The 23,046-nt window shown below is 64.3% G+C and carries 21 protein-coding genes; 6 read left to right on the top strand and 15 right to left on the bottom strand.

Translation table 11 applies throughout. The features are described 5' to 3' along the window. Nucleotides 1–86: 86 nt before the first annotated feature. The 13 genes from ACIQWO_RS07185 to ACIQWO_RS07245 all read right to left on the bottom strand — a co-directional run bounded on the left by ACIQWO_RS07185 (nt 87) and on the right by ACIQWO_RS07245 (nt 13,207). A complete protein-coding gene (locus ACIQWO_RS07185; RefSeq protein WP_402821113.1) occupies nt 87–2,138 on the bottom strand; it encodes a pilus assembly protein TadG-related protein in 2,052 nt (683 codons plus the stop codon). A gap of 63 nt (nt 2,139–2,201) precedes the next feature. Continuing rightward, nucleotides 2,202–2,771 (bottom strand): DUF3613 domain-containing protein, encoded by a 570-nt coding sequence (locus ACIQWO_RS07190; RefSeq protein WP_402821116.1) that lies wholly within the window; start codon nt 2,769–2,771, stop codon nt 2,202–2,204. Nucleotides 2,772–2,805: 34 nt separating this feature from the next. Next, nucleotides 2,806–3,879: a tetratricopeptide repeat protein gene (locus ACIQWO_RS07195; RefSeq protein ID WP_402821119.1), complete on the bottom strand. Its 1,074-nt coding sequence runs from the start codon at nt 3,877–3,879 to the stop codon at nt 2,806–2,808. Between the two features lie 2 nt (nt 3,880–3,881). Continuing rightward, entirely contained in the window at nt 3,882–4,913 is a 1,032-nt protein-coding gene (locus tag ACIQWO_RS07200; protein WP_402821122.1) for a type II secretion system F family protein, read from the bottom strand. Between the two features lie 19 nt (nt 4,914–4,932). Then, the gene (locus ACIQWO_RS07205) at nt 4,933–5,856 is read right to left on the bottom strand and encodes a type II secretion system F family protein (protein WP_402821125.1); all 924 of its coding nucleotides are present in this window, start codon (nt 5,854–5,856) and stop codon (nt 4,933–4,935) included. Beyond that, the gene (locus ACIQWO_RS07210) at nt 5,853–7,223 is read right to left on the bottom strand and encodes a CpaF family protein (RefSeq protein WP_039397836.1); all 1,371 of its coding nucleotides are present in this window, start codon (nt 7,221–7,223) and stop codon (nt 5,853–5,855) included. Before ACIQWO_RS07210 ends, ACIQWO_RS07205 begins: the two co-directional genes overlap by 4 nt. 1 nt (nt 7,224) lies before the next feature. Next, a complete protein-coding gene (locus tag ACIQWO_RS07215; protein ID WP_402821129.1) occupies nt 7,225–8,577 on the bottom strand; it encodes a CpaE family protein in 1,353 nt (450 codons plus the stop codon). Between the two features lie 103 nt (nt 8,578–8,680). Then, nucleotides 8,681–9,958, bottom strand: coding sequence for a type II and III secretion system protein family protein (locus ACIQWO_RS07220; RefSeq protein WP_402821900.1), 1,278 nt, complete (start codon nt 9,956–9,958; stop codon nt 8,681–8,683). A 243-nt stretch (nt 9,959–10,201) separates the two neighbouring features. After that, a complete protein-coding gene (gene cpaB / locus ACIQWO_RS07225; RefSeq protein ID WP_402821132.1) occupies nt 10,202–11,236 on the bottom strand; it encodes a Flp pilus assembly protein CpaB in 1,035 nt (344 codons plus the stop codon). A 157-nt stretch (nt 11,237–11,393) separates the two neighbouring features. Beyond that, entirely contained in the window at nt 11,394–11,879 is a 486-nt protein-coding gene (locus ACIQWO_RS07230) for a TadE/TadG family type IV pilus assembly protein (RefSeq protein WP_402821135.1), read from the bottom strand. 210 nt (nt 11,880–12,089) lie between these two features. After that, nucleotides 12,090–12,569: a prepilin peptidase gene (locus ACIQWO_RS07235; protein WP_402821138.1), complete on the bottom strand. Its 480-nt coding sequence runs from the start codon at nt 12,567–12,569 to the stop codon at nt 12,090–12,092. Between the two features lie 73 nt (nt 12,570–12,642). Further along, nucleotides 12,643–12,843: a Flp family type IVb pilin gene (locus tag ACIQWO_RS07240; RefSeq protein ID WP_402821141.1), complete on the bottom strand. Its 201-nt coding sequence runs from the start codon at nt 12,841–12,843 to the stop codon at nt 12,643–12,645. A gap of 178 nt (nt 12,844–13,021) precedes the next feature. Beyond that, nucleotides 13,022–13,207: a Flp family type IVb pilin gene (locus ACIQWO_RS07245; protein ID WP_046292265.1), complete on the bottom strand. Its 186-nt coding sequence runs from the start codon at nt 13,205–13,207 to the stop codon at nt 13,022–13,024. A 1,003-nt stretch (nt 13,208–14,210) separates the two neighbouring features. Between ACIQWO_RS07245 and ACIQWO_RS07250 the strand changes: the two genes are divergently transcribed. From ACIQWO_RS07250 to ACIQWO_RS07275, 6 genes are all read left to right on the top strand, one after another. Then, complete coding sequence (locus ACIQWO_RS07250) at nt 14,211–14,528, top strand: hypothetical protein (RefSeq protein ID WP_402821144.1); 318 nt, start codon at nt 14,211–14,213, stop codon at nt 14,526–14,528. A gap of 27 nt (nt 14,529–14,555) precedes the next feature. Further along, nucleotides 14,556–16,247 carry a collagen-like triple helix repeat-containing protein gene (locus ACIQWO_RS07255; RefSeq protein ID WP_402821147.1) on the top strand — a complete coding sequence of 564 codons (1,692 nt, stop codon included), beginning with the start codon at nt 14,556–14,558 and terminating at the stop codon, nt 16,245–16,247. Between the two features lie 322 nt (nt 16,248–16,569). Then, on the top strand, nt 16,570–17,766 hold the full coding sequence (locus ACIQWO_RS07260; RefSeq protein ID WP_402821150.1) for a collagen-like triple helix repeat-containing protein: 1,197 nt from the start codon (nt 16,570–16,572) through the stop codon (nt 17,764–17,766). A 90-nt stretch (nt 17,767–17,856) separates the two neighbouring features. Continuing rightward, nucleotides 17,857–18,600 (top strand): MarR family winged helix-turn-helix transcriptional regulator, encoded by a 744-nt coding sequence (locus ACIQWO_RS07265; protein ID WP_402821153.1) that lies wholly within the window; start codon nt 17,857–17,859, stop codon nt 18,598–18,600. A gap of 127 nt (nt 18,601–18,727) precedes the next feature. Next, complete coding sequence (locus tag ACIQWO_RS07270; RefSeq protein WP_402821156.1) at nt 18,728–20,026, top strand: collagen-like triple helix repeat-containing protein; 1,299 nt, start codon at nt 18,728–18,730, stop codon at nt 20,024–20,026. Nucleotides 20,027–20,780: 754 nt separating this feature from the next. Then, nucleotides 20,781–21,755, top strand: a complete 975-nt coding sequence (locus tag ACIQWO_RS07275) for a hypothetical protein (RefSeq protein ID WP_402821159.1) — start codon at nt 20,781–20,783, stop codon at nt 21,753–21,755. A gap of 93 nt (nt 21,756–21,848) precedes the next feature. Here the strand turns inward: ACIQWO_RS07275 and ACIQWO_RS07280 are convergent, their stop codons facing one another. Further along, nucleotides 21,849–22,331, bottom strand: coding sequence for a DUF2147 domain-containing protein (locus ACIQWO_RS07280; protein ID WP_402821162.1), 483 nt, complete (start codon nt 22,329–22,331; stop codon nt 21,849–21,851). 230 nt (nt 22,332–22,561) lie between these two features. Further along, nucleotides 22,562–22,984 (bottom strand): DUF2147 domain-containing protein, encoded by a 423-nt coding sequence (locus ACIQWO_RS07285; RefSeq protein WP_402821165.1) that lies wholly within the window; start codon nt 22,982–22,984, stop codon nt 22,562–22,564. Nucleotides 22,985–23,046 lie beyond the last annotated feature (62 nt).

The raw sequence follows: 23,046 nt of genomic DNA on the forward strand, positions 1-23,046 counted from the left end.
GAACGCCCCCGGGCGTTCGTCATGGTGAATTTCGGTGCGCCGTCCCGGCTCCGGTTCGGGCGTCGCGATGTGTTCCGATAGGTTCGCTAATACACAAGCTGCACAAGCCCGTTCTGACAATTGATACTGTCGACCGTCACCGTCGTCATGCCCAGCGTGATGCCCAGCGACGACAGCAACGTGTTGAGCAGGTTGCTGAGCGGCGTGAGCAGCGGGTTGAGCAAGGTGTAGAGCACGCTGCCCAGGACGGGCGAGATGTCGGAGGTGCCGATCGAACCCGACACCGCGTTAATACGGCATTGGTTGGCATTGCCGGACAGATTGCACAACAGGTCGGTGACACCGCCGAGCAAGCCGCTCACGATGCCGCCCAACGTGTTCACCAGCCCGGTGACCAGCCCGCCTACGCCGCCGAGCACCTGCGGCAGATTGAGCGTGAGCACGCCGCCAAGCGTTGTGCCCAGCGCGTTGGTCGTCGTCTTCAGTCCGGCCGCCGCCGAGCTGAGGAACGAGTTGACGGTGGAGATCGATGCCCCGGTCAGCGCCGACGGCACATTGTTCACCAACCCTGTGCCGATGGTCCCGGAAGTCGATGTGCCGCCCGCGCTGACGTCAAGCGATAACCCCGTGAGCAACGCCGTGACGATCTGGCTCAGATTCACACTCGACCCAATCGGCCCGACCTGCTGCGGGAACGGTCCCGAGAACGTGATCGGCGCGGGCGAATTCGTCACAAGCGAGAGGTTGACGTTCGCCCCGACGTTGATGAGCCCGAGCAACGTCGCGATGTTCGTGCGTTGCGTCATGAGCGTAGTGCAGCTCGCAGGATTGGTCTGGACGTTCACGCCACTGGCCGCCGCACCCACGCAGACGTTCACCAGTCCCGAGTTGACTTGCAAGGTGGTCGACGGCGTCGCTCCGCATTGCAGCGCCGTAACGGTCGCCGTCGACTGCGCGACTTCCAGCACAAGCGGCAGGTTCAACTGCGTGCCCACTGCACTGAGAATCCCGGCAAGCGGACCCGCACTCGACGCGGCCGAATTGACCGTGAGGAACAGCCGCACCTGCGCGTTCGTCGCCGTAGCGCCGACTCCGCCGATGCCGATCTGCGGAGGCGAGATCACCCGCGCGACAACTGACACCGTCCCGCCGAGAATATTGAGCGATGGGATCGCGACAGCGTTGTTGCCCGTACCGGCAACGATGGCGGCCGTAATCAGATCGGAGATGCCCACGTTGGCGTTGAGCGCATTCGCCGCACTCACACCGGCAGCATCGATGTTCGCGATGATGCCCGGCGTCGTCGCCGTGCCAAGCAGGTTGATCGGCAGATTGAGCACCGGACTGTTGGCGAACACATTGATGAGGTTGTTCATCGCCGTGACGGACGCGGACAACGCACCGTTTTGCGTGGCGAGTGCAGTATTCGTCGCGCTCAGGAGCGTCCCGACGGTGAGGTTCTTTACCGCCGCCACACCAGAGAGCGACGCGACCGTCACATCCCCCGTCACCGGCACACCCAGTGCCTGCAAAAGCCCTTTGGGCGTAATGTTCACGCCAACGAGCTGCTGCGCCGCCCCCACATACAGCGACGGCGTAATCCCCACGGAATTGAGCAACGGCGCAAGCACCGAATTATTCGCATTGAGCGCGAGCAACCCCGAATCGACCGTGAACGTCACCACCGCAGGCGCTTTACGCGCAACGGCGGTCGCGGCAATCGTACGCGTGCCAGCGAGCTGGAAAAACGACGGCACGCCGAGCGTGAGCGTAACCTGTACGGCGTTGCCGCTCGCCGCATTGGCCGACGTCGCGGCGACGAACGTCCCCGGTGTCGTCGCCGTGGCCGCAGGCGACGTCCAGGTCCCGCACGACGTGGCGATCGTCAGACTGGTGACGTTGTTGCCGAGGTTCGACGCCACGTTCGCCCGCGCGACGGTGTCGTACGAGGTCGCGTTGGCGCAACCGGGTAACGTTTGCGCCCCGGCGAGCGCCGCCATATCGGCGGCACGTTGCAGATCGCGTCGCTTCATGAAGGCGAAACCGGCGTCGATGGAGAACGCCAGAATCAGTACGACGGTCAGGAAGATGAAAGCGAGAATCGGCACCGACCCGCGCTGGCGTCCGGCAAACCACACCGTACGCTTTGCACGACTCGTGTCATTCGTTGAGCGCCCACGCGCACGCGGAGTCATGAGACATCACTGGCTCGCGCCAGCCCCCGCTGCCGCCGGTGTTGCGCCGCCACCGTTACCACCGCCACCGCCCGTGCCATTATCGCTCTGGACCATCGTCGAGAAGAACGCCGGGATCGCGTAGTTGAAGCTCTCCAGATAGCGACGGTAAGCGCGCGATGCCGTCGCCCCGAGCATCGGCAGACCGGGGCCTGCGGCGAGGTTATTCGACTGCACCAGAAGCAACGCTTCGGTCTCGTCGCCGAGCATGCCGTCGCGCGCTGGCGTGCCGACGACCGGCGGCGAGGTGCGGCGCACGACGTTGGCCGGGATACGCACGGCCTGCTGCGAAGGCGCTGCCGTGTTCTGTACAACGGGTGCCTGCTGAGCAGGCGTCGCGACCGGTGCCTGCTGCGCCACGGGAGCAGCGGACGTTGTGGCGACCGCGCGCGAGTCCGCGCCGCCCATCGTTCCGGTGACGGGCGCGTTACTTTGCGCTGCTGCGGCCCCGGCCCAAAGCGTGAACACGGCAAGCCCGAGCTGCGCCGCGCGAAGCGGACGGACGCCCGGTGTTTCCTGAAGTTTCTGGATGGCCATCTTCACGTCTCCCCTGATGTTGCTGCGTTCGTTCTTACTGCGAATGCGCGAACCGGTCGAGCATCGACGTCGGCATGTCGCTGCGCGGTCCGTCCCCGGCACGCGCGAGTTTGGCGTCCGATGCCGAAGCGACCTGAGATGGCTTCGACGGCACCTTGCTCTGTCCATCGCTCGACGCACTCGCCTGCGGCAGTCGCACCACGACCGGCCCCTCGCTGCTTGTGCTCTCGCGGGTCGGTGTTGCCGATGCCGTTGCCACGGCAGGTGCGGCCTGAGGTGCGATGGCGGCCGCAGCCTGTGCAGCGGCTCGTGCCGCAGCGGCGTCAGCAGCCTGCTTGCGCGCCTTCGTCTGCGCCCGAATATCCGCGGCCAGCTTGTCGATGGCTTCGCGCGTGGACGGCGGCATCTTGGCGTTCGTCATCATTGCGTCGGCGCGCGAGCGATCGCCAGTCACAAGCAGGTACACGGCCAGATTGCTGAGCACTTTCTTACTGTCGGGCTGCAACTCGGCCGCCTGTGCCAGCGGCACGCGCGCGGCAGCGGGCTCGCCGTTGCGCAGCAGCGCGAAGCCCAGATCGCTGAGATAGAACGCTTGCGTCGGCGCGCGCGACACCGCCTCGCGCAGCGCCTGCGTGGCCCCGGCGTAGTCCTTGCGCTGTGCGGCCACCAGTCCCAGACCGTGCCAGGCGGCAGCGGCTTCAGTGCTGCCCAGCAACTGCCGATACGCCTGCTCCGCAGCGTCAGGTTGCCCCGTCTCGCGCAGGGCATCCGCTCGGAGAATGTCGATGTCGGGCGCGGAGCCGAACTGCATGCGGAATTGTTCGATATGCGCGAGCGACGCGAAGTAGGAGCCCTGATCTTGCACCTGACGGATCATCGACAGATACAACTCACGCGTGTCGGGCTTCGCGAGCTTCGCCTTTTCCTCGTCGTTTTGCTGCGCCTGCATCAGCGCGGCGGCCGACGGTGCGCCGTATGCGCCCATCGTCGGCCCGCTGCTGCACCCGGCCAGCAGTGCCGCACACAGCGCAACGGCGACAGTGGACGCAGCGACCGCACCGGCGTGGCGCGTCCGCTCAGGTGCAACGAATGGCGTCTGGATTGGCATGGTCAATTCATGGCCTCCATGGATTTGGTCAGCGACAGTAGCGCCGGTCCGGCGACCACGAGCATCAGCGCGGGCAGCAGCGTGAGCATCATGGCCAGCGTCATCTTCACCGTAAGCTTGCCGATGCGTTCCTTCATCGTCTGACGGCGCTGTTCGCGCAAGCGATCGCTGAACTGTTGCAGCGGCTCCTGCACTGCGCCGCCGTGCTGCTCGACCTGCACGATGAGCCTCACCAGCGCGCGCAGATCGTCGTTGTCGTACACCTCGCGCAGCCGTCCCATCGACGCCTCGCGGCCGCGCCCCGACGCATATTGACGGTTCGCGTTCTCGAATTCCTTCGACAGAATCGGCAGCACCTCGCGGAAGTCGGACACCACCACGTACAAGCTCTGGTCCATCGACAGCCCCACACCTTGCAGCAGTCGCAACAAGTCGATGAGCAATGGCAGTTCGTCCACCAGATCGCGGCGACGTTGTCCCGCCTTGCGCTGCACGTAGAACTTCGGTGCCAGCAATCCAGCCCCCGCTGCGCCGATCAGCCGCAGGATCGTGCCGAGTCCGCCGCCGCCCGGAAACCACAACCAGACGATCAGCGGCAGGACCACCGCCAGCGCCACGCGTGCGAACAGGAACAGCGACTTGGCGCGCACGCTGTCATAGCCGCATTGCGCGAGCAGCAGACGATCTTCCGCCGCGATCAGGTTCTGTCCAAGACGCGTTTCCGACCATTGCTTGCCGAGCACTGCCGCACGGTCGAGCAGCGAGCGCCAGCCACGCTGCTTACCCTCGCCCACTCCCTGTGCATCGTCGTCGCCATTGGCCCGCAACCCAGCCGAGGACGTGGCCGCGCGCAACGCCGCAAGCGCCTGTTGCTGACGGCTCGCCAGCACTTGATCGATCATCCGTTCGCTGCGCCCCTGTCGGACAGCGCGCAGCAAGATCGCCGACGCCGCGAGCAACAGCCCGGCCGCGACCATCAGCAGGCCAAGCATCATCCAGGTGTGCGAGTCGGTCGAGAACGATGTGAGGTTCATGGCTGCGGGTCCTTCGCGCTCAGAGCGACTTGGCCAACCGGTACAGCACAAAACCACCGAACACCTCCAGCCCCAGCCCGATAGCCAGCAGCTTCTGGCCCGCAGGCTCCTGGAACATCGGTTCGAAGAACTTCGGATTCAGCAACATCAGCAGCGCACTGACCACAATCGGCAGCGCCGCGAGAACCCACGCCGACATGCGCGTCTCGGACGACAACGCGAACAACTCGGCCTGCGCCTGCTCGCGGTCGCGCATGAAGCCCGACATGCGTGCCAGAATCTGGTCGGCGCGTCCGCCGAAACGCGTCGACAGATCGACGACCGACGCGAACAGATAAATCTCATCCACCTGATAGACACGCGCAATCTGCTTGAGCGCGACGTCCAGTTCCACGCCCGCCTGCACCTGACGCACCGCCCGCTCCAGCAACTCGCGCAGCGGCAGATCGGCATTGCCTGCTGCCGACTGAAACGCCGCGGGCAGGCTGTTACCGACGGTCAGCATGCGCACCATGCCGTCGAGAAAGATCGGCAGCTGACGCACGATGTCGCGATGCCGACGTGACGCCTTGAGCCAATAGCGCAACACAGTGAGCACCGCGTACACGATCAGAATCACGATGGCCGAGAGCGGCCCCTCCCACACCCAGAACCCCAGCGTCAGCACGAGACCGGGCACGATCAGCATGAGATAGAACGGCGTGTCGGGCTGCACGCCCGCACGCTCGAAGAAGAACTCCCAGGGCAACGACTTGCGGCGCGGCGCGCGCACTTCGCCCGTCTCGGCAGCCCCGAATTTCGGCGCGTTCTGCGCCAGCTGACGCTCAAGAAACGCGGTGGTCGCCTGTTCGCGTGCGCGCTGATGTGTGCGACGCCACAGCTCCAGCCCCGCTGCCACCAGCAGCAGTGCGATGCATGCGGCCCACAACACGAGGGCGTTCATCGACGGCGTCCGAAGAAGCCACCGCCGCCCGAGTCCGGCGGCACATTGCCTTGCTGCGCCTGCGCGGCGGCCGCCGCATTGCGCGTCTGCTCTTTGTAGCGTTGCAGCTTGGGCGAATGCGGTTGAAGCCCGAGCGAGACCCACTTGTCCTTTTCCTCGCCGTCCGGTCCAACCACCGACTCGTGACGGAACAGTTCCTGTGTGGAGATGACGGTATCGGACACGCCGGTCACTTCGGTGATCGACAGAATCCGTCGGCGTCCGCTCGACAGACGGCCGATCTGCACGATGAAGTCCAGCGCACTCGTGATCTGACGGCGCAGGCTGCTCTCGCTGCCCTGGAATCCGGCGAAGCCCGCCAGCATCTCCAGACGATAGAGACATTCGCGCGGCGAGTTGGCGTGAATCGTCGCCATCGAGCCTTCGTGGCCCGTGTTCATCGCCTGCATCATTTCCAGCACTTCGGAGCCGCGCACTTCGCCCACGATAATCCGGTCGGGACGCATCCGCAGACTGTTACGAATCAGGTCGCGAATCGTCACTTCCCCGGAGCCGTCGAAGCCACCCTGACGCGACTCCAGCCGCACCACGTGCGGGTGGTTCAGCGAGAGTTCGGCCGTGTCTTCCACCGTCACCACACGCTCGGTCGCCGGGATAAAACTCGCTAGCGCATTGAGCAGCGACGTCTTGCCCGAGCTCGTACCACCCGAGACGAGGATGTTGCAACGCGAGCGCACCGCCGCCTCGAGCAGGTTGTAGATCTCTTCGTTGAAGCTGCCGAGCTGCAACAGGTCCGACGGCTTGAGTGGGTCTTTGCGGAACTTACGGATCGAGACGACGGGGCCGTCGACGGCGAGCGGCTCAATCACCACGTTCAGACGTCCACCATCGGGCAGACGCGCGTCGACCATCGGATTCGATTCGTCCAGACGCCGCCCGATGGGCGCGAGAATGCGGCGCACAATGCGCAGCAAGTGCTGATTGTCCGAGAAGCGAAGTGCTTCGCGCGCCAGCACGCCACGACGCGAGACGTACACGTCGTTGTAGCCGTTGATCAGAATATCTTCCACCGCCGCATCGGCCAGCAAATCCTCGATCGGACCGAAGCCAGCCAGCTCCTTGGTCAGCGCGTCGGAGATCTGACGCAACTCCGCCTCGTTGATCGGGATGCGGCGAAGCCGCACGAAGCCGTCCATTTCCAGATCGACAAACTGCTGGATCGCGCTACGGCTCCAGCGCCCGAATTCCGCGCCGAGTTCTTCGATGCGCGCAAGCAGATGCTCGTGCGCAGCGGTCTTGATGTCCTGAAACTGCTGTGAATTGGCAAACGCGCGCTTGTCGTCGGCAAATTCGATGGAGTCGGTCATATCAGTGCTTTCCCATGAATCGGCCCAGCCAACCCGACGACTGGCGGTGCGAAGCGGCGCCCGCATGCTGTGCGGAGAGCAGTCGTTCCACCAACGGTTGCAGCGCGCGCACGTACGGATCGCTGCGCGCCGTGTCGATGATCAGCTTGCCCTGGTTGGTGGCCGAGAGCATGGCGAGCGGCCGGTCGGGCAGTGTGGCGAGCAGCGGCACGTCGAAGCGCTTGGCGATCTGGTCGGCCGCCATGCCGTAGCGCGGGTCGTAACGATTGAGGACGAGATGCAGATGGCTGCGCTCGACGCTCTTCTCCTCCAGGTCGCGCAGCATCGACGCGAGCGAGACGATTGCGCCCACGCTCTGGTCGACCACGAGCCACACTTCGTCGGCCGCGCGCACGAGGCTGGCCACGAACTGCGGATTCGAGAAGCCGCCGAGGTCGGCCACGATCAGACCGAAGAAGGCGCGCAGGCGGTCGGTGAGCGCAAGCGCGTCGGCCGCCGCCACGCTACGCATGTCGCCCAGATCGAGCGGCAGCGGCAGCACGGCCAGACCGCTCGGCGCGTGCGACACGGCCGTGTGCACAAGCGTCTCGTCGAACCGGCGCAAGTTCTGCACGGCCTCGGCGAAGCTGAACTGGCTTTGCGTGTTGAGATACAGCAGACCGTCGCCGGAAGGCAGCCCGAGATCGAGCAGCGCGACGTGGCCGAGCAACGAGCTGTCGAACTTGTCGTCCTTGTTGGCGTTGGCCTTGGCCGCCTTCGCGGTCTTCTCCGCTCGGTCCGGGTCGGTGCCGACGGACATTTCCTGACCCAGTTGCGACAGGTGTGCGGCAAGCGTGCTGCATCCGACACCGATCCGGGCGCCGAGCAGCACGATGAACCGACCGTGGCGTTGAGGTGCTGTCGTCACGCTCGCCGTAGGCGTGTGATCGATCACGCGACGCACGACATCGAGCGCTTCTTCATGCGTCGAATGCATGTCGATGAAGTCGTGGACGCCTGCGCGCATCGCGGCCTTCATGCCATCGGCGCGCACCATCGAACCCACGGCGACCAGCGGCAGTTTGGGCGCGACGCGTTTGAGCATCTGCGCCAGCTCCGTGGCCTGCGCGATGCCGCCATCGGGCGGATCGTCGGCATGACCGGTCGGCTCGCCCGAGAAATCGAGCAGCACGACCTGCGGATCGAGATCGCCGATGCGCTGCTGCAACTGTGCCGGACGTCCGGCTTCTTGCAGCACTACGCCCTCTTCGCGCAAAGCCGCCGAGAGCCACTGTCCGTGGCCGGCATGTGCGCTGCAAAAAAGAAAGCGATGCAACTCAGTCATGGTGTCCAGTATTCGCGTCGGTGCGTTCATTTGTGCACTCCTTACTACCCCAACCCGGCTTTCGCCGATGCTTCGCCCGAGACCGTAGCGCCGCCGTCGAACCTGCTTCGATCCGGCGCGAATGCCGCTTCGGTCACTTCGAGAAGCCCGGCAGTTCGCTGTCGCTTGCCACGCCCATCAAATACGCGCCCCACACCGGCCCCGGCCGCTTCTCCCGGGTGTCCCCCGGCAGCGGCAGCGTCACGTCTCTGGACACCGGCTTGACCAGGTGAGGTGTGACGATGATGACCAGTTCCTTCTCGGTACTGCTGTACTTCAGATTCCGGAAAAACGAGCCGATGAGCGGCAGATCGCCCAGCAGCGGCACTTTGTCGACTGCGGCGGTCGTCGTGCGCGAAATCAGGCCGCCGATGATGAAACTCTCGCCGTCGCCCAGTTCGACCGTCGTATCGGCGCGCCGTGTCGTGATCGCGGGAATCTGCGTCGACGCAATCACCACGGCATTCGTATAGTCAAGATCGGACGCCTCCGGCGCGACCTTCAGCGCAATCCGGTTCGGCGACAGAATCGTCGGCGTCACCGTCAGGCCCACACCGAACGACTTGTAGACGATGGTCGTCGTACCCAATCCCCCCGACTGCGGCACCGGCAACTCGCCACCGGCGAGGAAGCTCGCGCTCTGCCCCGACAGGGCGACCAGCGACGGTGCGGCAAGTACGCGCCCCAAACCGTTCGACTGCAGCAGATCGATCTTCGCCGACAGGTTGAATGCGCCTCGCGTAATCGAGCCGAAGAACGAACCGAAGCTCGACGCCGACGTGCCGCCGCTGCCGAAAGCCGCCGTCCCCAGTGTCGAAATCACGCCGAATCCGCCCGATGGCGAGTTGTGCTGTGCCGTGAAGTCCACCCCCAGTTGATTCAGAATATTGCGGTTCACTTCGACGATCTTGACGTCGACCTGCACGACGCCGGTGTCCCCGACCGTCGAACGGTCCACCACCACCCCGCCCTTACCTGTCGCATCGACCGCTGCCGCTTGCAGGCCGCTGTGTTCGATGAGCGTATTCGTATGGCCCTTGATGACGGCCGCACTGCCGCGCGCGTCGACGCTGGCCGTGCCGGTGTCACCCAATGCACTTTGCAGGTTGCCCTGCACGTGCACCTCCCAACGGGTGGCCTCGCCACCGCGCGGCCACGTCGATACCTGTGTCGTACCGGCCTTCTTGCCGACGACCAGCACCGAGCCGCGCCGCCCGCCCGAGCCCTTGAGCACGACGATGTCCGCAATCTCCGGATCGGCGACGGCCACACGCTCCAGCGTGCCCGAGACCTGCAACTCGCGTTGCTCGTGCACAGCAAGCGTCAGCGAACGAGCCCCTGCACTAGGTGCGGTATCGGCGGCATCCGCCATCCGGACCGCGACCGTCGCGCCGCACGCGAGCAGCGCAGCAAAACAAAACAGCATTCCCGTGACACGTCTGGTTTCTCGTCTGGCAGTGCGAACCTGGCTTCTGATCATGGCGTGGCTGTATCGGTCACTGTGTCGGTTAAGTGGTGTTCGTCGCACTGGTTGCCCCCCGCGCTCGAACATCACCGGATCTGCTCGTCACTTCAATTCAGGTCACTCAATTCAAATCGTTTCGATGTGTTCGGGTCAGAAGGACGCGGTAGATCGCTCGGCGCCGCGCACGACTTCGACCGTGCCACCACCACCGCCGCCGCCGCTCCCCGGCGCACGCGGCGAGGGTGCTGCCGCCGTGCGTCGCGGCGGCTCACCCGCCAGCCCCGTCGTGGCGATACCGGCGTAAGCCTGGTTCTCCGGCGAGTTCAGTGCGGCCTTGTTGTCGCCCGCGAGACCGGCCTTGCTCACGAGTACGGGCGGTGTCGGCGGGAACAGCGAGGTATCCGGCTTCGTGTCGTCGGCGGGGTTGCGCAATGCGAGCGTGATCTTGCCCTGCTGCGCGCCGAGCACGAGCCGGTTGACGTCTTCGATCGGGACTGCCACGACCGCCGAGGTCGCAGGCATCGGCGGCGGTTGCGGCGCGGCCGCCTGCTGGGGCGGCGGCGCGCTGGCCGTCGCTGCCGCGACCGTTGAGGCGACGGTAGGCGCTGCAGGCGGCGGCGTGATGTCGTCGAGCGAGGCGTTGCCGTAGGTCAGCACGCGCACACGCGACGCCAGCAAGCGCGCTTGCGTGTCGTCCACCAAGCCGACCGTCGGGCTGCCTGCGGGTTGATTCGTCTTCATCGTGAAGAAGACGTCCACGAAATCGCCAGGCCGAATGCGGTTGCTCACGCCAACCGTTTCGGTCACCGGAAGAGCAACGGCGCGCTCGCCGGGGGCGAGCTGCATCGCAAGGCCGCGTGCCAGCGTGTTTTGCGTGACGGGCACACCCGCTGCGAGTGCGACGAGCGGCACCCGGCCCACAACGTCGGCCGGATTGGCGAAGGCATTCGGCGTCTGGCTGTCGAACTGCGCAATCTTGATGTCGTCGGCCGTAATCGGCTTGCCCGGGGTCAGCGCCTTAGCCGCCACCACGGCCGGGAAGCGCTGTGTCAGCGTTTGGGTCACCGCCGAAGGCGTGGCATTCGGCGCAGGTGCATTGTTCGTTCCCAGACGCAATGCGAAGAGCGCCAGCGCGACACCGACGATAACCAGCACAGCAGCAAGAATCTTGGTGGCTTTGTTCATGGCTTGGGGCCTGTCGGCCGTTCAGTCACAACTTGCGGGACGCCGGCATGCCGGCGGCATATCAATCCGATGCGACTTCCTGTTACCTCACTCGTGGTACTGCCTGTTGCCAACTTCGTACTTGCTTCATGCGTGTGCTGCCCGTGCAGCCCCTCGCTCAACTGCCCCCGAGCGTCGACGTGTCGAGCGTCACGGCCGCCGTCCCGATCACCGTTTGCGGCACCAGCGCGCCGAGCCCCGGCCAGTTGACCGTCATCGGCTGAGTCAGCGTCAGCGTCACGTGCACGATGCACTGCGACACCGTGCCGGTCCCCGATGCCGGGCAGGGATACGTGGCATCCGCCGGAAACGTCGCGCTGACGGCCGACGCCGAAGGCCATGTCAGCGTGGTATTGATCGCCGTCGTAGCGTAGCCCTGACGCTGTGCCATCGTGCCGGCGCGCAACATCGCACGGCCCGCTTCGGAAGCGGCCTGTGTGAGCATTTGCCGAGCAAGAATGTTGATGGAGAAGGCGACGGCGACGTAGAAGGCAGGCAGCAGGATCATGAGGATGAGCATGAATTCCAGAGCAGCGACACCGCGCGGTCGTGTTGACCGAACGCATCGCAACCCTGAATTTGCCCGTGCCCCAGACCGCTTCATGACGATACTCCCCGTCGCGCACGGTGCTTTTCGACCGTGTCTGGCGACGCATGAACCTGCAAATTTGCGCGGCGTCGCCCGCGCCTCCCGTTATTACGGTGCTGGCTTCGCCAACACTCGTCACCTCCGATGCATCCCTACTTCGCGATGGTCAGCGATCTTGCTACTGCCTACGGCCGGTGCCCTCACACCCTCATCCGCTCACTGTCTTCATCGCACTACGAGCGCTGCGGCGGCCAGATATGCCCCGTAAGGCAAACCCACACGCCCCGCCCGCCACTGCAGAATTCGTTGCCACACGCTCGACGCCATCCAACCTTCACGCCGTCGCGTGAGCCATTTCATACGACCGGTGAGCACCACCAACGCATGCAACCCGGTCGCCACGCTGGCCAGACACCACACCGGCAACAGCGCGGGATAACCCGCTATCAACCCGATCACCGCAAACAGCTTGACGTCGCCCGCAGCCATCACACCTCGCCACCAAAAAGGTAGCAGTACGATCAATCCCAGAAGTGCGCCCAGTCCGTGGACCCACAGCACATGAGGTCCGGTGTGCCACGCGTGCCACGCAAGCCACACCAGCGCGGGCGCTGCAACACACAATAGCCAGATATTCGGGATACGCCGTGCGATCAGGTCGGTCAGTACGATCGGCACACATAACAGCCACAGCAATGTCAGCACAGGAGGTCTCGCATTCGGTTCCGCTTAAAACCGACCATATAAACCGCCTATACACATCAGCGTCGATGCCGTCTCAATGCGTTGCCGCCGAGGTGGCCGCCGACGTCACCGTGCTGAACGCGCTCGAGAGCACACTGCTCATGTTCGTGTAGACCGTGCCGCCGATGATGACCGCCACGATGGCCGCGAGAATGCCGTACTCCAGCGCGGTCACACCCTTTTGCCGCGACAGTCTGTGCTGTCGGCTGCTTGCCCCAACTCGATTTGCTCGCATGATTCGCTTCCTCGCGAACACAGCATCCCACTACCCCGGATGGCGCTTGTCTGTGAACCCGCGCCCTTCCCCTTATGGTCCGCACGATCCCTCGCTACAACACGCAGACGCGAGGAACCTGTGCCGACTTCTTCTATGACGCCGCAGCGCCGTTGTTCCGATACGAACTACGTGAACCTTATGCGCCTGCTGCCGTGACCGCCGACTGAATCTTCGAGAACACGGAGGAGAACGTCGTGCCCAGGTTGGTATAAACGGTGCCACCGATGATCACCGCGACGATCGCGGCGAGGATGCCGTACTCAAGCGCCGTTACACCACGCTCGTCGCGCGCAAACAGACGAAAACGATTTCCGAGTTTCATATCACCCTCCCTCAAAAAGGCGCTAAGCGCCCGTTGGCACACAGCAGGACTGCCATCGACCGTAAGGTCTGACGACGGCATCCCGCCATATCGCTGATCAACTCTTGACTTCGGCCTCGGGTTCGTTGCGCTGCAAGGCTCGCGAACCTCTTTTACGTTGTACGCCAATATTTCCTTGGCTGTTGGCACAGCCTTTGCACCCGCGTACTATTTTTTTCTGATGCTAATTTAAACTAAATCACAAAAACTAGAGTCTTGCTTCCAATCGCCCCTGCGGATGTAAGAAAACGTTACACAGGTTGATCAAACAATACTCCAAAACTAGGCAATACAACGTGCGCGAGGGAAAACCATGATTGGTGCGACGCCACACACATTAGCGAATTCCCCTCACTCACGGTTTCAGCACGCATTTAAATAACTATTCATCTTTTCCAAAGTGGCCATATCGCGTTTCATCACACGAACAGGCCCACGCCACGCGGCACTTAGCGCCAGCCCATCGCGTCCCTCTCGTGCGACAGCACCGGGTCTTTAGCTATTAGTAAGGCTTTCTAGCTATTGCGTTCGATCGGGCATTACCCGAATCGCCGGAACTCCTGAATATCCGCTGAGGCGTTTCGATGTATTTGCTTTTACTCCTGAATTCCACGCCTGCGTTTCATTCGTTTGCGTTACGCATTTCCCCACGCCTTTCGTAACCCTTTCGTTCCGTTACGTCCGAATCGTTACGTTACGTTACCCGTAACGAACCCCGTAACGGGAACGCCATTTCCCCGCTTATTCGCCATTTCCCGATGGCGTTAACCCTGACTTTTCACTCCCTCCGCGCCGTCCAGATATCTCGATCCAAAAGATTCTTGTTTTCCGAAACGCAAATAAATACAGGCTTTTCAGCCGATTGCCGGAAAAACTAGAAGGCTTATTCGAACCCAGGATCTGTGGTTGGCACACCTCTTGCAGATATCCCTGCATCGCAACGCTAAAGATCACGAGGGACACCATGATCGTTGGCAATACCAAACAAACGATGCACGGCGCAGCAGCCATCTCGGCAGAGCGTCAACGCATCACGGCGAAGCAGCGCGAGGCTGTAGCCGACACCGGTCGTAGAGGCGCAAGCCCAGGGAGGGGCGGTGAAGAAGGCGGTGGCGTACGCGCCACCGCCACACCGACCGACGTGGCGAACGCTCGCAGCAGCAACACGAATTCGGCCCATGCGATGACGGGCCCCGATAGCGCAACCGTCACCGCGCTCCTGTTCGCACTCATCGCACAACGCATGAACAACCGACTGGCAGCACAAAACGTGCTCGCCTGAATACGACAAAGACCAGAGGACACCATCATGAAAAACATCCAACGCAACCTTCTCGCTTCCGCCGTTCTTCTCGCCGTCGTCACGATGACCGGCTGCGCCAGCTCCGGTTCGGGCGGCACCAGTGGCTCGCTCGGCGACGGTGGCGGCAGCGGCACCTCGGCGGGCACCGGCAGCGGTGGCGGCTCGGGCGCAGGCACCGTGCCGGACGGTTCGGGTAATGGTTCAGGTAACGGCTCGGGTAACGGGAATGGCAACGGTAACGGTAACGGCAACGGGAATGGAAACGGCAACGGTAACGGGAATGGCGGCACGGGAGCCTCCACCAACCCGATCGGTGTCGTAGCCGCCACCGCCAGCACGGGTGTTGTCACGCAAGTCGGCAAGACGGTCAGCGATCTGGGCACGACCCTCGGCAGCACGAACCTGCCGCTCGTCAGTTCGCAAACGCAAGGCGGACTGTCCGGCGCTGTCGTGAAGACCGGCGACGCCGTGCAGTCGATCGGCAACGGCCTCACGAACGGCCTCGGCAAGCTCGGTTCGAGCAACGATGCACTGAACCCGACGCTCACCGGCGTCACGGGTGCCGTGACCAACCTCGGCCAGGCCGGTCAGCAAGTGGGTAGCGCTGTGGCAGGCCTGGGTCAAACCGGTCCGCTCAAGAACGTAGCGTTGGTGAACGGTGTCACCGGGCTGCTCGGCGGCGTGGTGACGTCGGTCGGCGACGCCGGTGTCGCACTCGGCAACGGGCTGACGACCACGGTCAACAGCGCACCGGTGCAACAACTGACGTCGGGCCTGTCGAAGACCATCACCCCGATCACGACGGTCGTGACCAACACGACGCAAACGGTCGGTAACGCCACGGGTCTCGGCACGCCGGTCGCCGGTCTGCTCGCCACGGTCGGCGGCGGTCTGGCCGGTGTGGGCACCAAGCTCGGCGGTCAGATCAACAACCCGGTCGCGAAGGATCTCGGCGGCGTGGTCGCCGGTGTGGGCACCACGGTGGCCAGCCTCGGCGGCCTCGTCCACGGCACGCCGACGAGCACCAACCCGCTCGCTCCGCTCTCCGCAGCGCTCGGCGGCCTGTCTGGTGTGGTCGGTGTCGGCTCGGGCACGGGCTCCGGCCCGCTGGCTCCGGTCACGGGCTTGCTCTCGGGCCTCACGGGCACGCTCGGTGGCGCGACGGGCGATGCTTCGGGTAACAACCCGCTCGCCCCGGTCACGGGCTTGCTCTCGGGCCTCACGGGCGCGCTCGGCGGCGCAACGGGTGGTGCTTCGGGTAACAACCCGCTCGCCCCGGTCACCAACCTCGTCTCCGGCCTGACGGGCGCACTCGGTGGTGCAACGGGCGGGGCCTCGGGCAGCAACCCGCTCGCCCCGGTCACCAACCTCGTTTCCGGCCTGACGGGCGCACTCGGCGGCGCAACGGGCGGTGCTTCGGGCAGCAACCCGCTTGCCCCGGTCACCAACCTCGTCTCCGGTTTGACGGGCGGCCTCGGCGGCACGCTCACGGCAGGCGCAGGCGGCTCGGCTGGAACCGGTGGTGCTTCGGCCGGTGCTGGCGGCTCGGCTTCGGGCGGTGTGCTCGCCCCGGTGACGACGCTGCTCGGCTCGGTGACGGGTGCGGTCGGTGGTGCGACGTCGGGCAGTAGCAACAGCGGCGGCCCGCTCGCTCCGGTGACCGGCCTGCTCGGCGGTCTGCTCGGCGGCAAGAAGTAATCGAGCGACCTGAACCGGCAACGTCGACACATCGCTCAACGCACAGACTTCAACGACAGGCGAACCGATCATGACCCGCGCGATTCCACCGCCAGTTTGTGACCGCCGCGATCCGGCCCTCGCACCGATGCTCACGCACCGGACCGGGCCGGGCCGGATCCGGCTCACCCAACACGCCGCACGCGCACAACGGCATCACAGCGAGCGGCCACGGTTTCTCAAATGGAAATAGCAGTACCTGAGGCAATTCGCGACATCACACGGCGTCATTGAGCGGTCCCCCGCCAGCCGATATTCAGAACGATCAAGGGAGATAGACATCATGAACAACGCACTTCAACGCACTCTGCTCGCTTCGGCCGCCATCGCAGCCATCGCCCTCACGGGTTGCTCCAGCGGCGGCGGCGGCAGCGGCGCCACCTCGGCCGGTACGACCGGCACCCCGAATGCGGTCGGCACGACGGCCGCAGGTGCAGGCGGCGTGGTCAGCTCGGCTGGCAACGTGGTGAGCGCCCTCGGCGATCAGGTGGCCAGCACTCAACTGCCGCTTGTCTCGTCGCAAACGTCGCAAGGCATGGGCGGTGCACTCAAGAGCACGGGTAACGCCGTCACCGATCTCGGCAATGCCGTCAGCAGCGGCCTCGGCCAGACCGGCACGAACGGGAACACGGTGGGCGTGACGCTCGCTGGCGTCGCCCCGGCCGTGACGGACCTCGGCCACGCAGGCGTATCGCTCGGCAGCGGCATCCAGGGCATTACCAAGGGCAATCCGCTGCAAAACACGCCGGTCGACACGCTGGTTGGCGGTCTTGGCGGCGTCGTCCAGTCGGTAGGCTATGGCGGCATCGCCGGTGGCGCGATCCTCGGTCAGGCACTCGCCACGACCGGACCGGTCGGGCAAGTGACCTCGACGCTGTCGCAGCGGATCAACCAGATCACCAACATGGTCTCCGACACCACGCGCACCGTGGGCGCCACGACAGGCCTCGGCGGTCCCGTGTCCAACCTGATCACCACCGTCGGCGGCGTCGTCAGCAAGGTCGGCACGACAATCGGCGGCACGTCGAACAACGGTGTGGTCGTCGCACTCGGCAACACGGTGGACGCCACCGGGAAAACGGTCTCGACGCTCGGCGGCGTAGTGAACGGTCCCACGTCGAATGGCTCGACGAACGCGTTCGGCTCGCTGCTTGGTGGCCTCGGCAACACGGCCGCAGGCGGTGGCAGCGCGAGCAACCCGCTCGGCTCCGTTACCGGCTTGCTGGGCGGTCTCGGCGGTCTGGGTGGTACCAGCGGCAGCAGCAGCCCGCTGGCGCCTGTGACGAGCCTGCTCGGTGGCCTGAGCGGCGCGGCGTCCGGTGGCAGCAGCGGTAGCAGCAACCCGCTCGCCCCCGTCACGAGCCTGCTCTCGGGCGTGACGAGCAGCGCCGGTGGCAGCACGGGCGCCACGGGTGGCCTGACGGGGCTGCTCGCCCCGGTGACCAGCCTGCTCGGTAGCGTCGCCAGCGTCGGTAAGTAATCACAGCAATCGCTTCAGGACGTGGCACCGCGCACTCAGTCATTCGTCGCCTGCCACGTCACACCTAACAACAAACGATAAGGAAATGCCATGGCCCGCTTTCTCTCCGATACCGGCGTTCTGATGCGCGGTCATGGCGAATCCGCCCCGCAAGGCGCAGAACCTCTGGCAATGCGCGACACCGGCAGCTCCGGCAGTCACTATGCTGGCCCGCAAACGCATAACACTTTCGGCGCCGAGTCCGGCACCGCTTCGCCTAACGGCTCCAATGGAACAAATGCAACGAACGGAGCGAATGGCACCATGAGCGATCGACACACGAACCGTAACGATCTCGTCGCCGGCATCGTCCGTTCGCTCGGACGCCGACTGGCCGTGTACACGGCGCTCTATCACGCAGCGCTGGCCGAACAGCTCGGCCTGAACGTCACCGATCTGAACGCGCTCGATCTGATTCTCGAACTCGAATCGATCACCGCGGGACAGCTCGCCGAACTCATGGGTGTGAGCTCCGGTGGCATCACCACCGTCATCGATCGGCTGGAGCGCGCAGGCTTCGTCGAGCGCGAGAAGAACCCGCACGACCGTCGCATGGTGATGATTCACCCCATCGAAGAAAAGTGCGCACAGATCGAACAATTCCTGTCGTCCGTCTCGCGTGAGCTCACCGCAGTGAGCGCGGCGTACGACCACAGCGAACTCGCTGCGATTCACGACTTCCTGGTGCAAAGCATTCGCACCCTCAAGAGCGAGACCTTCCGTCTGCGCTTCGAGGCCGATCAGGACATCGCCGGTCTGGTATCGAGCGGACGCGGCAACGCATCGAAGTCGTAAGCCCAATAGCGGACGGGCGGATGGCGTTCGCACGAACGCTATGACCGCCTCCGTCGGCTCAGTTCAAGCAGCTCGAGCAGGTCAAGCAGGTGGAAGCGAACTGCGCCGTACCGAAAGGAGATACGTCATGTCGAAGATTCTGCGTCCCACGTTGTTCGCGGCACTTGTGGCAGGTGTAGTCGGTATTACCGGATGCTCCAGCTCGGGCGGTGGCAGCGGCGCGACGGCCAACACGCCGACCAATCCCACGAACCCGAATAACCCGACGAATCCGACCAACCCCGTCAATCCGACGAACCCCACCGCGAGCAGCAACGGTGTCGTGAGTTCCGTCGGCTCGGTGGTGAGCGCGGTCGGCGATCAGGTGTCGGGCACGACCATTCCCGGTGTGTCACCGCAGGTCACGCAAGGCGTCGGCGGCGCGATCTCGCAGACGGGCACCGCCGTCTCCGATCTCGGCAAAGGCGTCGGCGACGGTCTCGGTCAACTCGGCAAGTCCGGCGCGAATCCGGTCGGCACCACGCTCGCGAGTACCGGTGGCGTCGTGTCCGATCTCGGCAACGCCACCAAGTCACTCGGTAGCGGCGTAGCGGGCATCGGCAACAGCGGACCGCTCGCCAACACCCCTATCAGCTCGCTGACGGGCGTGCTGGGTCAGACGGTCACTACCGTCGGCCAAGGCGTCGTCACCGGCGGGCAGGCCCTCTCGCAGGCGCTCACGAGCCCGCAAGTCGTTCAGGCGACCTCGATGCTCTCATCCGCCATCACACCGATCACGAACACGCTCGTCACGACGACGCAAACCGTCGGCGGAGCCAGCGGTCTCGGTGCACCGGTTGCAGGTTTGCTCGGCACGCTCGGCGGCGCGTTGAACTCGACGGGCGCACAGGTCAAGGCGGCCGCGCCCAACGCCGTCGTCGCGAGTCTCAGTAATCCGCTGATGGCACTGGGCAATACGGTCACGAGCGCAGGCGGTCTGCTCTCCGGCAGTACGAACGGCAGCAGCGCGAACGCGCTGGGTAACGTGCTGGCGAACGTTGGCAATACGACGGTGACGCCGACGACGGCCGGTGGCAGCAATCCGCTCGGCGCGCTCACCGGATTGTTGGGCGGACTGGGTGGCGCATCGGGTGCATCGGGCAATCCGCTCGGGTCGCTCACAGGACTGCTTGGCGGTGTGGCCGGTGGCGGCGCATCCGGCAGCAATCCGCTGAGTCCAGTCACGGGTCTACTCGGCAGCGTGACAAGTGCGACGGGTACGGGCGGCAGCGGTGCAAGCAATCCGCTCGCTCCCGTCACAACGTTGCTCAGTTCGGTAACCGCACCGCTGACGTCGATTGCCGGTGGCGCCTCGGGGAGTACCGGCAGCGCAGGCGGTCTGCTGGCCCCAGTGACTGGATTGCTCGGGGGACTGGGCGGCAAGTAAATCGACGGGATCGACGGGACATCGATCCCGCCGGAAGATCGCGAGGGGGAGCCGTTCGCAGGGTGCAGGCCCTGACGACGGTGCAGGACGGCAACGCCCGGACAGTGAAGCGACACTGCCCGGGCTTTGTCGTATCTGGCGTCAAGCGCATTGACGTCGGCAACCGATCGTTCGCATGTTCATGAAACTCGCAGCTGCGACTTTCAAATGAGCCATTCTTGATTTCCGGGGGCAAAGGCGTCGCGCAGAATCGCTCGCCTTTCACGTCGTTTCCCAACCCCCTATGCATATCCTGCCCGGCGCATTCATCCCTACTCGTTTCCCCTCTGCGCTCACCACGCTTACAACCCTCACTACACGCAACACGCACACCAGCAGGGAACCGCTCGACACGTCTGACGGCAATACATCGCCGCCGGAGTCTCACCACGACGTAGTTCACGACACACCTGCACAATGGGCAGACATCGCCGCGGAACGTCGCACGTTCGATGCCCAGCGGCGACGCTCACTGCAACGGATCGGTACGCTTAACCACCCGGGAGTCGGTCGTCCCCCTCATACGGGCGATGCGACCAGCGATCTGCTGGCCGAGCGTATGCGTGTGCTGATGCAGGCCTGGCGGGAAGCCAGTCGGGAAGCACGGGCGTCCGGCGCGCGAGCACATGCATGCGAAGGACCTGACAACGTCGACTCGATATCGCGTCCTTGCGGCTGCCCGGAATCGGTGGCCTACGACAACGTGTTCGCGCAAATGCAACCACTCGTCGGCGAGAGCGCAGCGCACGATTCCGCGTGTCAGACCGCGAAGCTCGTCACCGTCGCGAAGCGCATCGACGAACTCGATACGTTGATCGAAGCAAACGGCAAGACGTGCCTCTCCGCGTCGATAATCGAACAACGCAACGACATCACGGCCGCCCTCGTGAATCACGACGTCTATTTCGATCACTCGGTCCCACAGATTTTGCCAACACGCGTGCGACGAATCAGCGTGCACGACGACAACGGGCCGAAGCAATCGGGCTTCTTCGGTGCGCTGTATGAAGACAAGCTATGCGAGCGCTATCTTGCGGCGGATCGCGGCACAGAGATGGGCATTACCGGGCGCGCCTCCGTCGACTGGATGCACAACATCCGACAGGCATTGGGGATGCGCTCCAAGCAGTACGAAGAGGCCATCAGTTGGGGTAAATCGCTGGCGTGTCACTATCCGCCGAAGCAGCTCGTGTTCACGGGGCACTCGCTGGGCGGTGGACTGGCATCGGCGCAAACATCTGTGGTGCGACATTCGACGGGCGTGACCTTCGACCCTGCCGGGCTTCACCACAAGACGGTCGCGCGGCATGCCGCCGTTCCCGCCTGGTCGCGTGTGAAGTCGTATTACGTCGATGGAGAACTTCTTTCGGTGATTCAGGAAATGCTGAGAAACGGCATCAATTTCGCGACGCGCATGCCGCTCGTCGGCAATGCGGTGTCGTGGATCGCGCGGATCATGGTCCCGCGCCCCATCGGCGAGCGCATCGCGTTGCCGGTTGCCTTGCCACCAGAAGCATCCACCACGCACCATCGCGGCCGCCATGCGTCGCATGACACCCCTGCAGCCCCCAACACCTCGGGCTTCCGGGGGGCCATTACCCGGCATTCGATGTTGCAGATGATCTACTCGTTGTTCGACCGCTTACCCCACGTCGCGCGCCCTATGCACAACACCACGCCGACGCCGTAACGTCTGCGCCATCAACGAAAAAGACCCGGCGCAATGTCGTCCGGGTCTTGTCGTCTCACAATGGCGCTTGTGGCGCCTGTGGTACTTATCGCGTTACTGCTCGCGAATCCACGTCTGTGTACGGCCGATCAGCGAAATGCCGATGAAGCCACGAACGTCGAGCTTCTTGCCACCGTCCGTCACGGTCATCTTGCACTTGTAGTCCTTGCCGTTCTCCGGATCGAGGATGTAACCGCCACCGTAGGTGTCACCGTCCTTCTTGATGCCACGGATGATCTGCATGCCGAGCATCTTCTGGCCCTTGCGCTCGTCGGTGCACTTTTCACACACGCGCGCCGGATCGTCATTCTCACCAAGACCCTTCGTGATCACGCCGACGTACTCACCGTCCTTCTCCGTGATCGTGACGAGCGCTTTCGGCTTGCCCGTGCTGTCGTCGATCGTCTTCCACACACCGACCGGCGACGTGTCGTCGGCAGCCAGCGCCGCCTTCGCGACACCGCCCAGCAGCGCTACTGCGACGAGCGCATGTGCACCCAGACGTCGCCACGACGTCGCGTTCGAAATCTGCTTCATGATTGTCATCCTCCCAGATACGGAATTGATTGTCGTAGGACTCGACGTCGTCGCCGGGAATGCGGCATATCACGCGTGAGTCGCTTTGAAGATTACGCCAAAGGCGTGGCCTCGTGCTGAGGAAGTCCTCTAGCCGACCCGCGTCTGCGTCTTGCCATCGCACGTGGCCTGACGTGAATCTTCGTCGCTCAATCTACCGGGAGATGAAAGGGATGAGAGGGGGTGTGGCGCTATTGCTCGCGGATCCACGTCTGCGTGCGGCCCAGCAAGGAGATGCCGAAATAGCCTCGAACTTCGAGTTTCTTGCCACCTTCGACGACCCGCATCTTGCAGCCGTATTCGCTGCCGCTGTCAGGATCAAGAATTTTCCCACCGACGTACTCGTCGCCATCGGGGTCCTTGCGCAGACCACGGATGATCTGCATGCCCTGAAGCTTCTTGCCGCGACGCGCGTCGGTGCATTCGTTGCAGCGGCGCTCCAGCGCGTCCGGCCGACCGAGGCTCTTGGTCAGCGCACCCACGACCTCTCCGTCTTTTTCGGTAATGGTGATGAGGGCTTTCGGGTCGCCCGTCTCATCGATAATGCGCCACACGCCGACCGGCGTCGACAGGTCGGCAGACGCCGCGGCCACGAGCGCGTTGCCGGTCAGCATGGCGGCGACGCACAAACGTCGCCAGGACATCACATTCAAAATCGAGTTCAAGATGGTGTTCG

This window comes from Pandoraea sp. NPDC090278, from assembly GCF_044772185.1.
In the GTDB taxonomy this organism is placed as follows: Bacteria; Pseudomonadota; Gammaproteobacteria; order Burkholderiales; family Burkholderiaceae; genus Pandoraea.